We start from the raw sequence: 13,384 nt of genomic DNA, 5'->3' as shown, positions 1-13,384 counted from the left end.
TATGCAGATTGCCCTCTTCGGAGGGTTCTTTTGTTGCCTTATGCCTTTTATTTAGTGATCTTTTTAAATAATCCTGTCTGTTCCGTAATCCCTTTTTCAGCAGCAAATCTTTCGATACTGGATGCCCCAAAGAATCCGTCTATGCCTTCTGTCCGTTCAATTACGTACGCCGCATCTTCCGGCTCTGCAATCGGTCCACCGTGACAAATAACCATAATATCGGGATTTACTGCTTTCCCTGCTTTAATAATCGCTTCAATTCTTTCAACACAATCGTCCAAAGTAAGAGCGGTTTTCGCTCCAATTGTTCCTTTAGTAGTTAACCCCATATGTGCCACCAAAATATCTGCACCTGCTTCCGCCATGGCTTTAGCTTGCTCAGGATCAAATACATAAGGAGTTGTGAGCATATCCAATTCATGCGCTGTTCTAATCATATCTACTTCTAAACCATATCCCATCCCGGTCTCTTCCAGGTTCTGTCTGAATACGCCATCGATCAAACCAACGGTTGGGAAGTTTTGCACGCCGCTAAAACCTTGATCCTTAAGCTGTTTCAAATACACCTCCATCACTCTAAAAGGGTCCGTTCCACACACGCCTGCTAGAACAGGAGTATTTTTCACAACAGGTAATACTTCAGAGCCCATTTCGACTACGATTTGGTTGGCGTCTCCATAAGATAGTAGCCCTGCCAATGATCCACGACCTGCCATTCTGTATCTTCCTGAATTATAAACAATTAGCATATCCGCTCCGCCAGCTTCACTGCTCTTTGCAGTAATCCCTGTACCGGCTCCCACGCCTAAAAGAATTTTTCCATTTGCTACTTCTTCTCTAAACTTCTCCATGATTTCAGTTCTTGTATTTTTGTTCATGTGAAACGCCTCCATCATTAATTAAATGTTCTGTGTTAGTGTTATTTGCTCATGAGATCTATTAGCTTCTGTGCGGCAGCTTCTGCAAACTCCACATCATTAATGGCACAATCCATTTCGATAACCTCTACAACATTTCTGTTTACACCATTTCTTAAGGTATCAAATAACATTTGATCTTCCTCTACCCCATAAAAAGCTTCGCCTGCGACATCAATGCCAGATATCCCTTTAAGCGGCAGCATTAACACCGTTTTCTCTTTGGCCATATTTAATTTCTCGACAAGCTTTTTGCCGATGGCTTCATTTTCTTCTACTGTTGTTCTCATCAAAGTAACTGTAGGGTTATGCTTATAGAATTTATGTCCAGCAAATTTCTCGGGTACCGTATCATAAGGACCAAAGTTACACATATCAAGCGCACCTACCGACACAACCTGTGGAATATGATGTTTTCCAGCAGCTTCTAACCGATGAGGTCCAGCATTTAGCACACCACCAATAATTTCGTCCGCCCATTCTGTTGTGGTCAGATCCAATACACCTTCAATAAAACCAGCCTCGATTAGTGCTTCCATGGACTGGCCACCTACACCTGTTGCATGGAATACAAGCACTTCATATCCTCTAGCTTCAAGATAGTTACGGGCTGCCGTCACACAGGGGGTTGTTACCCCAAACATTGTTGTAGCTACTAATGGTTTTTTCTCTATCACTTGTTTATTCTCAAATTTAAGCATACCGGCGATGGCGAAGGCTGCATTCGTAAAAATCTTCGTCGAAATGGAGTTCAGTCCTGCAACGTCTACTACAGATGGCATCATGACAATATCACTAGTGCCTACATATGGAGCAGTATTCCCTGAAGCTACGGTCGAAACCATCACTTTTGGTACACCAATAGGCAGTGCCCGCATACCAGGAGTGACAAGCGAGGTACCTCCAGTACCCCCAAAGGAGATAATGCCATCAAACTTGCCTTGCTTATATAATTCAGGTACTAATTTTTCCATACCTTTAGCTAATAATTCTGTCGCTAACGCTCTATCTTTCTTGGCAACGAGCTCGTCTATACTTACACCCGCGGCTGCTGCTACTTCTCGGTTAGAGATATCCGGTGTAAAAGTGGGCTCAAACACACCCGTATGAATCGTAAACGTACCTAACTCCAAGCTTTCAAGCAAATTTTTAATGTAGAGATATTCTTCACCCTTGGTGTCAAAAGTTCCGGCAATGGCAATCGTCTTCATTTCTTCAACCTCCTCTTCAGATATCTGCAACAAGTATAAATGCCTTCGGCGTCCTTTTGAGGACGGCAAGCGTTTAAACGAGAAATATAAGAAAGTATAATGTGAAACTTATACTTTCTTATATTTCAAAAAAGCATGATCAACTTATGAGTTAATCATACTTCTTTGAATTATCAATGAAAACGCTTTTATGTCTTATGTTTTTGTGTTTATGTTAGATTTATATTGTTTGGGAGAATAACCTTTATACTTCTTAAACATTTTGCTAAACTGCGCATAGTCTTGGTAGCCAACTAATGGCGCCAGCTCAGATAACTGGATAGAGTCTCTATGTAATATTTCCGCTGCCTTATCCATCCGAAATTGCACGAGATACGTTTGGAAGCTGCAGCCTACTTTTTTGGTAAACAAGCTACTTAAGTAACTTCGGGATACATGGGCCACCTTAGCTAAATCTGCAAACAAAATCTCATTCCTATAATTTTGAGCTATGTATTCTTTTACAAATTCAACATAATCATAGTGCTTGGTGATGCCGTCTAACATTTTGACCATAAAATCATCTTCATCCAGCGTCCCCGACACTTTAAAAGCTTTGGTTATATTCGTAATGGACTTCTCCGAGGGAATTCTTTCAAAAGCAGAGCCCCCGATATACCCCATCAAGTTTTGATTATTACTGTACATATACTGCACATCAATTGGCGTTTTCACAGGACCACCATACACCAATTTAATTAAATCTGGCTTTAGCGCATTGCATCTATTAAAAATCTTGTCCGCCTTAGCCTTGGCAGCTTCCAGAGAGAATACCTTCCTGGCTCCTAATAATCCCCCTTCGGTTAAGCCTAGATGTGCACAAATCACATCCGCTCCAGCTTCTATCATCTGAGCAGCTTGAATTTCATCAAATACAAAGGCTATGGTAAACAAATCTTTTTCATGGGCTATTCTTATAGCTTCTACTTCGAGTAGATAACCATTTCCCTCTTCTTCGAGCGCTTCTCCAAATTGACCATCTATTAAGCCAACCGTGGGGTAGTTATTAATTCCGGAAAATCCCTTATTCTTTATTTCACTGATATAGCTCTCCATATCTTTTGTCGGATCGGTTGCATTAAGGCCAAAAATAATAGGAATATCTCTTACCAAAGGGATGATCTCCCTAGATGCAAAGTCCATCACCATATCATTGCTATTACAAAAAGGCAAAATCCCAGCAAGAGAGCTCCTCCCCATCTGGCGGAATTTACCCGAATTTAACATCAGTAGAAAATCAGCGCCACCCTGCTTCGCATACTTTGCGGTTATTCCAGCACCTGTGGCTACTCCAATAATATGATTTCCCAGCTCTAATTGGGATCTAAGCTCGTCTAGGATTTGCTCTCTACTCATACTTACGCCCCCTCCTATCCCTACTCTAAGGATAACCGTAAAGAACACTGCGAATCCAGTTATGTTGTACTTAGAGTCCTTTTAGCTAAAAAAAATCCCGCCTGCGACCTATAACAGTCTGAGGCGAGATTTGGTATTCAAACGGTTTACAATATAGCGTTACCGTGTTTTACAACCCATTCATTAGCTTCGTGCAGTGCCTGCTCCGCGCGTTCGATTGCAGCTTTCACCTGAACAGTAGCTGTGCCACCATAAACGTTACGGGCGTTGACTACCGCTTCCGGTTGAAGAACAGCATAGATATTCTCGTCAAACAGCGGTGAGAATTGCATGAACTCTTCCAGCGTCAGATCCAGCAGGAACTTGCCTTCGTTAATGCAGTAGAGCACTGTTTTTCCGATGACTTCATGTGCTTGGCGGAAAGGAAGACCTTTGCCTACCAAGAAGTCGGCGATATCCGTTGCATTCGAGAAGTCCGTGTTCACAGCTTCACGCATACGCCCCTTGTTCACCTTCATGGTGGAAATCATCGGCGCGAACAATTGCAGCGCACCAGTCAGCGTAGTAACAGTATCGAACATGCCCTCTTTATCTTCCTGCATATCCTTGTTGTACGCTAGTGGCAAAGATTTCAGAACAGTCAGCAAGCCAACCAGGTTGCCGTATACACGACCTGTTTTGCCCCGTACCAATTCTGGTACATCCGGGTTCTTCTTCTGCGGCATAATGCTGCTGCCTGTACAGAAAGCATCATCCAGTTCTACAAAGCTGAACTCTGTACTGCTCCACAGCACCAATTCCTCACTAAGTCTGGAAAGGTGGGTCATTACAAGGGCTGCATTCGCCAAGAACTCCACGATGAAATCGCGGTCGCTGACAGCATCCAGACTGTTCTCATATACACTGTCAAAGCCCAGTTGTTCCGCTACAAAATGGCGGTCAATCGGGAAGGTCGTTCCCGCAAGCGCTCCTGCTCCGAGCGGCAGAACGTTGATCCGTTTGTAGCTGTCCGTCAAACGCTCCGCATCGCGGCGGAACATGGAGACGTAAGCAAGCAAGTGGTGAGCAAAGAGGATCGGTTGTGCCCGCTGCAAATGCGTGTAACCAGGGATGATCGTCTCTACATTGTCTTTAGCTTGCTCGATCAAAGCTTCCTGCAATTCATGCAGCAAGCTAACTAGCTCAACTACACGGCCACGTAAATAAAGATGCATGTCCGTTGCCACCTGATCGTTACGGCTGCGTCCTGTGTGCAGTTTACCACCGACCGGACCGATTTCCTCGATCAGATGTTTTTCAATATTCATATGGATGTCTTCATCCGCTACGGAGAAAACAACCTCACCAGCGTTAACCTTGTCCAATACTTTGTTCAGACCTTGCTTAATCGTCTCCACATCTTCTTGTGGAAGGATTCCGCACTTGCCCAGCATTGTGACATGTGCCAGACTGCCTTGTACATCTTCTTTAGCCAAAGCCTTATCAAATCCAATGGAAGCCGTATATTCCTCCACCAGTTTGTTCGTTCCTTTAGTAAACCGTCCGCCCCAAAGCTTGCTCACCTGTAGTTTCCTCCTCTTGGACGCCAGAGGGCCGCTCCTATCCTGACGGGAGGAACGGCCTTCGGAATGCCCGTTTAAGTTTATATTACCGTTCTATTTCGAAGCTCCATTTACACCTGTAGAAACTTTAAGGCGCAATGCGTTCAAGTGGATAAAACCAGTTGCATCCCCTTGATCATAAGCTTGTGTAGGATCAGCTTCCATCGTTGCAATCTCAGGATTGTACAGGCTGACCGGGCTCTTCACTCCAGCGCCAATGATGTTGCCTTTGTACAGTTTAAGACGAACAGTACCCGTTACATTTTGTTGGCTCTGTGTTACAAGAGCTTGCAGTGCAATACGCTCTGGTGCGAACCAGAAACCGTTATACACCAAAGTGCTGTAACGAGTGATCAGGCTGTCACGCAGGTTCATCACTTCACGGTCCATCGTGATGGATTCCATTTTGCGATGAGCGACGAACAGGATGGTTCCACCCGGAGTCTCATACACGCCGCGGCTCTTCATGCCGACAAAACGGTTCTCAACCATATCCACACGTCCAATACCGTGTTTACCACCTAGCTCATTCAGTTTATCCATCACTTGCAGTGGGGATAAGGACTCACCATTCAGGGCTACGCAGTCTCCCTTAACGAAATCGAGTTCCAAATATTCCGCTTCATCCGGAGCATCTTCAGGAGCGTTGCTCAGCAGGAACATTCCTTTGTTCTCCGGTGCACTTGGATCAAACCAAGGATCTTCCAATACGCCGCTCTCATAGCTGATATGCAGCAGGTTACGGTCCATCGAATACGGCTTAGCCGCAGATGCTTGTACAGGAATATCATTAGCTTCCGCATAAGCGATCATTTCCGCACGGCCTGGGAATTGATTGCGGAATTCTTCCAGACGCCAAGGTGCGATTACCTTGATGTCTGGTGCCAAAGCAGCTACACCAAGCTCAAAACGGACTTGGTCATTCCCTTTGCCTGTCGCGCCGTGTGCGATAGCTGTTGCACCTTCAGCGATGGCGATATCCACCATGCGTTTAGCGATCAGCGGACGAGCAATACTAGTTCCAAGCAAGTACTGACCCTCATAGAGTGCGCCGGATTGGAACATTGGGTAGATGAAATCGCTAGCGAATTCATCGCGCAGGTCATCGATATATACTTTCGATGCACCGGTTGCTAGTGCTTTTTCCTCCAAACCGTCGAGCTCTTCCTTCTGGCCGATATCGGCTGTGAAGGCGATGATCTCCGCGTCATAGGTTTCTTTAAGCCATTTCAAAATAACGGATGTATCTAGTCCGCCGGAATAGGCGAGTACAATTTTTTCTTTAGCCATGGTGTGGCAACTTCCTTTCGTGTGGGAGGTATAAGATTCGCTAAAGTGCGCTTATAGAACTCCGGTGATAAGGTGCAACTGCGTGAAATGTTTGGACTTCCGGTCGCTGTTATAATCAGATTTCTATGATTTAAGTCTGCGTTTCGCAGATGAAATCTGATTATAAAGGCGAACGCTAACGCTCCTACAGTTCCAAACTTTCACTCCGTTGCTCCGCACCGAAATTCCAACGCTACTTAATAAGTTCATCTTATATAGTATTTTATATAATCTTAGACCAATATAAGTTCAATCCTAATTTTCTTTATGAATTTTTTATCCCATCAGCGCAGCCATTAAAGCCTTCTGCGCATGCAGGCGGTTCTCAGCCTGATCAAAGATCACCGAGTTAGGGCCGTCAATCACGCCTGTGCTGACCTCTTCCTCACGGTGGGCTGGCAGGCAGTGCAGGAAAAGATAATCGCTCTTCGCGCCTTTTACAAGCTCCTCATTGACCTGATAGTCTTTGAATGCCGCTACACGCGCCTTTTGCTCCTCTTCGAAGCCCATGCTCGCCCACACATCCGTATAGATGACGTCAGCGTCTTGTACAGCTTCTTGCGGGCTGTGAGTGACCACGATCTTTGCTCCGGTTACCTTAGCGATCTCACGAGCTTCTGCTACAACCGCTGCATCCGGCTCATAACCTTCCGGTCCAGCGATAGATACGTCCACACCCAGCTTAGCGCCACCAATCATCAGGGAATGTGCCATATTGTTGCCATCGCCGATGTAAGCCAGCTTCAGGCCTTTAAGCTTCCCTTTGTGCTCGTAAATCGTTTGGTAATCCGCCAGCACTTGGCAAGGATGTGCCAGGTCGCTCAGACCGTTGATTACTGGAATAGAAGCATAACGAGCCAGATCTTCTACTTTTTCATGGCCAAAGGTACGGATCATAATGCCGTCGAGGTAACGTGACATTACTTGTGCTGTATCGCCAACCGTTTCACCGCGTCCAAGCTGGATATCATTTTTGCTTAAGAAAAGGGCATGCCCTCCCAGCTGATACATTCCAACTTCAAACGACACGCGCGTACGAGTAGAAGACTTTTCAAAAATAAGACCGATTGTCTTCCCTTTCAGCGGCTGGAATTCTTCGCCATTTTTTTGCTTCTTCTTCAGCTCAATCGCAGAATCTATTAAGTACGTAATTTCTTCCGGGCTGTAATCGTTCAGCTCCAGTAAATCACGGCCTTTCAGTTGCTGTGCAATGGTGATCTTATTACTCTGTACGCCCTGACTCATGAGCTTACCTCCCCGTTTGCTTGTTTAGCATAAGTATGAATGAGTTCGGATAGGATGTCCACCGCCTGGTCGATCTCCTCTTTGCTTACATATAGATTAGGCAGCAGGCGAAGGACATTAGGACCCGCTGTCACGAACAACAGGCCTTTCTTTTGTCCAGCCAATACAATATCGCCCGCTGGTGATTGACATTCAATCCCGATCAACAGTCCTTTACCACGGATATCTTTCACAAAAGAACAGTCCGCCAGCTTCTCTTTCAAAAGACCTGTCAGGTACTTACCCATTTCTTCGGCACGTTGTGGAAGCTCATCCTCCAGCATCGTTTCAATCGTCGCTGCCATAACCGCTGTTGCGAGCGGTGTTCCCCCGAAGGTGGACGCATGGCTGCCCGGTGAGAAAGCCTCACGCAAATAGCCTTTGCCAAGCATTAAGCCTGCTGGAAACCCACTAGCAATCCCCTTAGCCAAGGTGAAAATATCCGGTTCAATTCCATAATGCTGATGAGCGAACAACTTGCCTGTACGTCCCATACCGGTCTGTACTTCGTCTACAATTAGAAGCAGTCCGTGTTTCTCACATAGCGCCACAACAGCGTTCAAGAACTCAGGTTCTACCTCAAGCACGCCACCCTCTGCAAGTACCATCTCCAGCATAATAGCAGCTGTGTGATCGCCAATAGCAGCCTCTAACGCTGGGAGATCATGCAAAGGTACCGTCTTAAAGCCTGCTGGAAGCGGCAGGAAGCCTTCTTTTACCTTTTGCTGACCTGTAGCAGTCAGTGTAGCTAGCGTACGACCATGGAAAGATTGTTCAAACGTAATGATTTCATAACGATCAGCACCCTTTACCTTCTGGTGGTAACGGCGAGCCAGCTTAATAGCAGCCTCATTCGCTTCTGCCCCACTATTGCAGAAAAAGACTTGATCAGCGCAGCTATTCTCTGTCAAAAGATTTGCAACTTTGTCCTGTCCCGGAATATGGAACAGGTTCGAGACATGCCAGAGCGTGTCAATCTGATCCTTCAGCTTCGCACCGACTTTTTCAGGAGCATGACCTAGACTGGTCACAGCTAATCCACTTGTAAAATCAAGATACTTATTGCCCTTATCATCCCATACCCAGGTGCCCTTGCCTTTAACTAAGCTAAGATCATATCTGGCGTAAGAAGGGAATACCGCGCTAAGCTTGCCTGCTGCAACATCCGGTGTACCTGATCCTACGGTATCGGTCTGCTGTGCCCCTGCTTGCGAATCCAATTCCGTTTGTGTAAGCTTGCTCATTCTAAGTCACTCTCCCATCTTGTGCTCCTGTGTACCAGGCTGCACCTCTAAATGATATTCATCTATGATTCTACGAACGAATAATACGTGTGCCTATCGCTTCACCTTGCAGTACTCGGCTAAGCACCCGCGGTTCTTTTCCATCCACAATAATAACCTCTGAAACGCTGCCTTGAATGCAGTCGATAGCTGCCCGCACTTTTGGGATCATGCCGCCGTAGATTTCTCCACTTTCGATTAAGGCTTCAATTTCCTGTACGGTAACGGATGGAAGTACAACCTTTTGGCCTTCCACCGTACTCATAATGCCAGGGACATCTGTGACTACGATCATTTGGGGAGACTCTACATAAGAAGCGACTGCCCCTGCTGCTGTATCTGCGTTAATATTGTAGCGCTGACCTGCAGCATCAACTCCGATAGGCGCAATGACTGGGATATAACCCATGCCAATAATTCCTGTTACAATCTCAGCCTTTACTTCCGTTACTTCTCCTACCAAACCTACTTCAGCGCTATTAGCTACAGGTCTAGCAGTAATCATATTTCCATCAATGCCGGATAGCCCTAGAGCTAGACCGCCACTTTCTTGAATTCGTCTTACAATCGCCTTGTTAATGCTCCCTGCCAACGTCATCTCAACGACATCTAGCACGGCTTCAGTAGTTACTCGCAGACCGTTTACAAAGCTGCTTTCAATGCCCAATTTTGCTAGATTCTCTGAAATGGCTGGCCCTCCGCCATGAACAATTACAGGCTGAATGCCTTCTTGCTGCAAATCTCGCAAATCCTCAAAAAAAGAATCCGGAAGCGCAGCTAACGTACTGCCGCCGCATTTCATCACAAACAATCCACTGCCATCTAATGCATCTATAAGTTCAAGCTCGCTGTTTAGCGTCATATGATCGGTATCCTTCCCTTGTGGGCTTAAAGCCGTCACAAATTAGGTACGATATGCAGCGTTAATCCGCACATAATCGTAAGTTAGGTCACAGCCCCAAGCTGTAGCCTTTCCGGTTCCATCATGCAAATCTACAGTGATCAGCACCGTTTCACTTTTTTGCAAATAGGCCAAAGCTTTTTCCTCGTCAAATGCAACTGGCTTCGAGTGCAAGAGCACCTCAATCTCACCTAACGAAATATTTACACGTTCTGGCGATACTGGCACACCCGCGCGTCCAACCGCTGCAATAATTCGTCCCCAGTTCGCATCCGCTCCAAAAATAGCAGATTTCACTAGACTAGAACCCACCACCGTCTTGGCAATCGCTGCTGCCGCCTCATCATGAACAGCCCCATTCACTTGCACCTCGATCAGGTGAGTCGCACCTTCGCCATCCCGCGCAATCGCTTTGGCAAGCGTCTGGCAGACATACGTGAAGCCAGCGGCAAAAGCGTCCCAATCCGGATGAAGCCGAGTCAGCTTCTCATTACCTGCAAGCCCACTAGCCATCGAAACTAGCATATCATTCGTGCTTGTATCTCCATCAACTGTAATCATATTAAAAGTAACGTTCGTAGCAGAACGAAGTAGACTGTGTAAATCCTCCGCTGAAATATCAGCATCTGTAGTCATAAAACCGAGCATGGTAGCCATGTTAGGATGAATCATCCCGGAGCCCTTCGCGGCTCCAGCAATAATAACTTCTACACCACCAACAAGCACCTTTACGGCAACCTCTTTTTTAACTAAATCAGTTGTAAGGATGGCCTGACAGAATTCTTCCGCTCCAGCAGCCCCACCGTCCAGCTTCTCTGGCAGTACAGTAATACCACTACGTACGCAATCCATCTTCAGCAGCTCACCGATCACACCAGTCGAAGCGACAGCAACATCATTAACCTCTACGCCCAAATGTTGAGCCGCAGCAGCGCGCATCTCATAAGCATCGGCCTCACCTTGTTCACCTGTGCAGGCATTAGCATTCCCGCTGTTCACGATTACCGCCTGCAACGTTCCGTTCACAAGACTTTCCCGTGTCACCTTCAGAGGAGCCGCCTGAAAAACATTCGTCGTATACACAGCCGCCGCCGTTGCCGGAACCTCGCAGACAATCACTCCGAGATCGTTACGATCTGTTTTTTTCAGACCACAGTGCAGACCTCCGGACTTAAAGCCTTTAGGTGAAGTAATGCTGCCACTATCCATGGTAGTAAATAATTCAATCTCGTTCATGTTATTTGTACCGCTGAACCTTATGGATACACAGGTGTGTAGCCGAGGCCAAGGGTTTCCTCCCATCCCATCATCAAATTAAGGTTCTGTATTGCCTGCCCTGCCGCACCTTTTACAACGTTATCAATGACGGAGACGATCGTCACCCGCCCTGTACGAGCATCTGTTGCAAATCCGATATCACAATAATTAGAGCCGCTAACTTCTTTTGTCGCTGGAATCACACCTGCATCGCGCACCCGCACATAAGGTCTGCCCGCATAATATTCACGATATAAATTCACAAAATCCTGCTCCGTATAATTGCCCGTCATTCCTGCATACATCGTACTCATAATACCTCGGCTCATCGGCACGAGATGTGTGGTGAACGTTACGGTTACCTTTTCTCCAGCAATCTCCGTGAGTGTCTGCTCAATTTCTGGTATATGTTGATGTTTATTTATTTTATAAGTTTTTAAGTTCTCGTTTATCTCTGCATAATGCACCATCAGACTCGTTCCGCGTCCTGCTCCGGTAACCCCTGATTTGGCATCAATAATAATACTGTCATGCTTAATCCAGCCTGCCTGAATGGCAGGAATTAGTCCAAGAAGTGTAGCCGTAGGATAACAGCCTGGATTAGATATAAAATCAACCCCAGCCGCGCGCTCTCCGAACACCTCACAAAGTCCGTATACAGCCTGCTCTAGGTATTCATCAGCCGGAGCCGGATGTTTATACCAGTGTTCATACTCTGCGCCATTCTTCAATCGGAAATCACCGGATAGATCTACGACCTTTAGTCCAGCTTCCAGCAGCTGCGGCACCAGCTTTGCACTTACACCAGACGGTGTAGCCGTAAAAACCACATCCGCCCGCTCAGCCATCTGAGCCGGATCAACGCCATCCAGCCTTCGGTCAATAATGCCCGTCAAATGAGGAAACCCTTCCTCTATTGCATCCCCTGCACTTGATGAGGAAATCACCGAAGTAATCTCTACCTTAGGATGACTTTGTAGTAGCCGAATCAGCTCTACGCCTCCATAACCCGTTGATCCAACAATCGCCGCCCTCAGCTTGCCTTCCACTGTCATCCCCACTTCCTGCTTATCATGAATATATTATTTAATATAATGCATACCGTCTTAGAAATATGTATTATTATACATCCCAATTAATATAAATACAACATATTATGTGAACTTTATTTCCTCCTAAATATAACCTCATTTACAAAAAAAGAGAAGCGCCGCCTCCCCCGTAGGTGAGATTACGCTTCCCTTTTAAACCCTTCGCCCAGCACTTCATGAGCTTCGGTAATAATCACAAATGCACTTGTATCTACAGATTGGACAATCGCTTTCAGTCTCGACACTTCATTCTGGCCTACCACTACCATCAGAACGGTACGTGCATCACCAGTATACCCGCCATGTGCGTCCAGCTTCGTCAGACCACGATCTAAATCATTTAATATCGCTTCAGATATTTCTTCCGTCTTGTCAGAGATTATGTACGCAACCTTCGTATAACGAAAGCCTACCTCTATCGCGTTAATGGCCTTACCTGTCACAAATAATCCGATCAGCGCATACAGTGCTTGCTCCATACCGAGTATAAATGCAGCTAACACAATGACTGTCCCGTCTAGCAGCACTACAGAAATCGAGAAGCTGAGACCGGATATCTTTTGAATAATCTGCGCCAAAATCGTGAGTCCACCTGTCGATCCACGTCCACGGAACACAAGACCTAGTCCCACTCCGACACAGATACCGCCATAAATGGAGGCTAAGAGTGGATTGGTTGTAGGTGCAGGTAAATCTTTCGTCACAAGGATGAACAACGGCAGTACAAAACTCCCAAGCAGTGAGCGTACTCCATATTGCTTACCTAGGAAAATTACCCCGAGCACAAACAGTGGAATATTAAGTGCCCATTGCGTGTAAGCCGGTTCAGCTCCAAACCAGGCTTCAGCCAATACAGACAGACCGGATACACCACCAGAAGCAATATGATTCGGCAGAAAAAAGAGATTAAACCCCAGCGCTGTCACTAACGAACCGAGCAGAATTAGCGTTGTATCCACTACATGTCGGAGTGGTCCATTTAGAGGAATTAGTGGGGGTTTATTACGTGAATTGATTTTTTGCATTTCAAGGCGCTCCTTAAAGTGTCATCTTGCTTTACGTAAGAAGAAACGGGTACACCATCCATATCAAAGAATGGGATCCGTTTCCTCAAA

General features: G+C 46.1%; 11 protein-coding genes. All 11 read right to left on the bottom strand.

Features of this window, described 5'->3' with window-relative positions; translation table 11 throughout:
- Positions 1-47: 47 nt before the first annotated feature.
- Entirely contained in the window at positions 48-878 is an 831-nt protein-coding gene (locus CA598_RS19475; protein WP_094877548.1) for a phosphoenolpyruvate hydrolase family protein, read from the bottom strand.
- A 41-nt stretch (positions 879-919) separates the two neighbouring features.
- The gene (locus tag CA598_RS19470) at positions 920-2,128 is read right to left on the bottom strand and encodes a Tm-1-like ATP-binding domain-containing protein (RefSeq protein WP_042131317.1); all 1,209 of its coding nucleotides are present in this window, start codon (positions 2,126-2,128) and stop codon (positions 920-922) included.
- Positions 2,129-2,323: 195 nt separating this feature from the next.
- Complete coding sequence (locus CA598_RS19465) at positions 2,324-3,523, bottom strand: phosphoenolpyruvate hydrolase family protein (protein WP_094877547.1); 1,200 nt, start codon at positions 3,521-3,523, stop codon at positions 2,324-2,326.
- A 146-nt stretch (positions 3,524-3,669) separates the two neighbouring features.
- Positions 3,670-5,085, bottom strand: coding sequence for an argininosuccinate lyase (argH, locus tag CA598_RS19460; RefSeq protein ID WP_094877546.1), 1,416 nt, complete (start codon positions 5,083-5,085; stop codon positions 3,670-3,672).
- A 93-nt stretch (positions 5,086-5,178) separates the two neighbouring features.
- Entirely contained in the window at positions 5,179-6,414 is a 1,236-nt protein-coding gene (locus CA598_RS19455; protein ID WP_094871939.1) for an argininosuccinate synthase, read from the bottom strand.
- 315 nt (positions 6,415-6,729) lie between these two features.
- A complete protein-coding gene (gene argF / locus CA598_RS19450) occupies positions 6,730-7,698 on the bottom strand; it encodes an ornithine carbamoyltransferase (RefSeq protein WP_094877545.1) in 969 nt (322 codons plus the stop codon).
- Positions 7,695-8,981, bottom strand: a complete 1,287-nt coding sequence (locus CA598_RS19445) for an aspartate aminotransferase family protein (RefSeq protein WP_094871936.1) — start codon at positions 8,979-8,981, stop codon at positions 7,695-7,697. The genes argF and CA598_RS19445 overlap by 4 nt, the downstream gene beginning before the upstream one ends.
- A gap of 70 nt (positions 8,982-9,051) precedes the next feature.
- On the bottom strand, positions 9,052-9,882 hold the full coding sequence (gene argB / locus CA598_RS19440) for an acetylglutamate kinase (protein ID WP_094877544.1): 831 nt from the start codon (positions 9,880-9,882) through the stop codon (positions 9,052-9,054).
- A gap of 42 nt (positions 9,883-9,924) precedes the next feature.
- Positions 9,925-11,157, bottom strand: coding sequence for a bifunctional ornithine acetyltransferase/N-acetylglutamate synthase (argJ, locus tag CA598_RS19435; protein WP_094877543.1), 1,233 nt, complete (start codon positions 11,155-11,157; stop codon positions 9,925-9,927).
- A 20-nt stretch (positions 11,158-11,177) separates the two neighbouring features.
- Positions 11,178-12,233, bottom strand: a complete 1,056-nt coding sequence (argC, locus tag CA598_RS19430) for an N-acetyl-gamma-glutamyl-phosphate reductase (protein WP_094877542.1) — start codon at positions 12,231-12,233, stop codon at positions 11,178-11,180.
- A 176-nt stretch (positions 12,234-12,409) separates the two neighbouring features.
- Positions 12,410-13,294, bottom strand: a complete 885-nt coding sequence (locus CA598_RS19425) for a YitT family protein (protein WP_094871927.1) — start codon at positions 13,292-13,294, stop codon at positions 12,410-12,412.
- Between the last annotated feature and the right edge of the window lie 90 nt (positions 13,295-13,384).

The organism is Paenibacillus sp. VTT E-133291 (assembly GCF_002264395.1).
Taxonomy (GTDB): Bacteria; Bacillota; Bacilli; order Paenibacillales; family Paenibacillaceae; genus Paenibacillus_AQ; species Paenibacillus_AQ nitricinens.
The sequence above is the reverse complement of the archived record's forward strand: the minus strand, read 5'-3'. Positions and strand labels throughout refer to the sequence as shown.

Bases quoted from the DNA above. Each gene is read 5' to 3' on its own strand.
- CA598_RS19475 (WP_094877548.1), bottom strand. From the start codon at position 878: ATGAACAAAAATACAAGAACTGAAATCATGGAGAAGTTTAGAGAAGAA.
- CA598_RS19470 (WP_042131317.1), bottom strand. From the start codon at position 2,128: ATGAAGACGATTGCCATTGCCGGAACTTTTGACACCAAGGGTGAAGAA.
- CA598_RS19465 (WP_094877547.1), bottom strand. From the start codon at position 3,523: ATGAGTAGAGAGCAAATCCTAGACGAGCTTAGATCCCAATTAGAGCTG.
- CA598_RS19455 (WP_094871939.1), bottom strand. From the start codon at position 6,414: ATGGCTAAAGAAAAAATTGTACTCGCCTATTCCGGCGGACTAGATACA.
- argF (WP_094877545.1), bottom strand. From the start codon at position 7,698: ATGAGTCAGGGCGTACAGAGTAATAAGATCACCATTGCACAGCAACTG.
- CA598_RS19445 (WP_094871936.1), bottom strand. From the start codon at position 8,981: ATGAGCAAGCTTACACAAACGGAATTGGATTCGCAAGCAGGGGCACAG.
- argB (WP_094877544.1), bottom strand. From the start codon at position 9,882: ATGACGCTAAACAGCGAGCTTGAACTTATAGATGCATTAGATGGCAGT.
- argJ (WP_094877543.1), bottom strand. From the start codon at position 11,157: ATGAACGAGATTGAATTATTTACTACCATGGATAGTGGCAGCATTACT.
- argC (WP_094877542.1), bottom strand. From the start codon at position 12,233: ATGACAGTGGAAGGCAAGCTGAGGGCGGCGATTGTTGGATCAACGGGT.
- CA598_RS19425 (WP_094871927.1), bottom strand. From the start codon at position 13,294: ATGCAAAAAATCAATTCACGTAATAAACCCCCACTAATTCCTCTAAAT.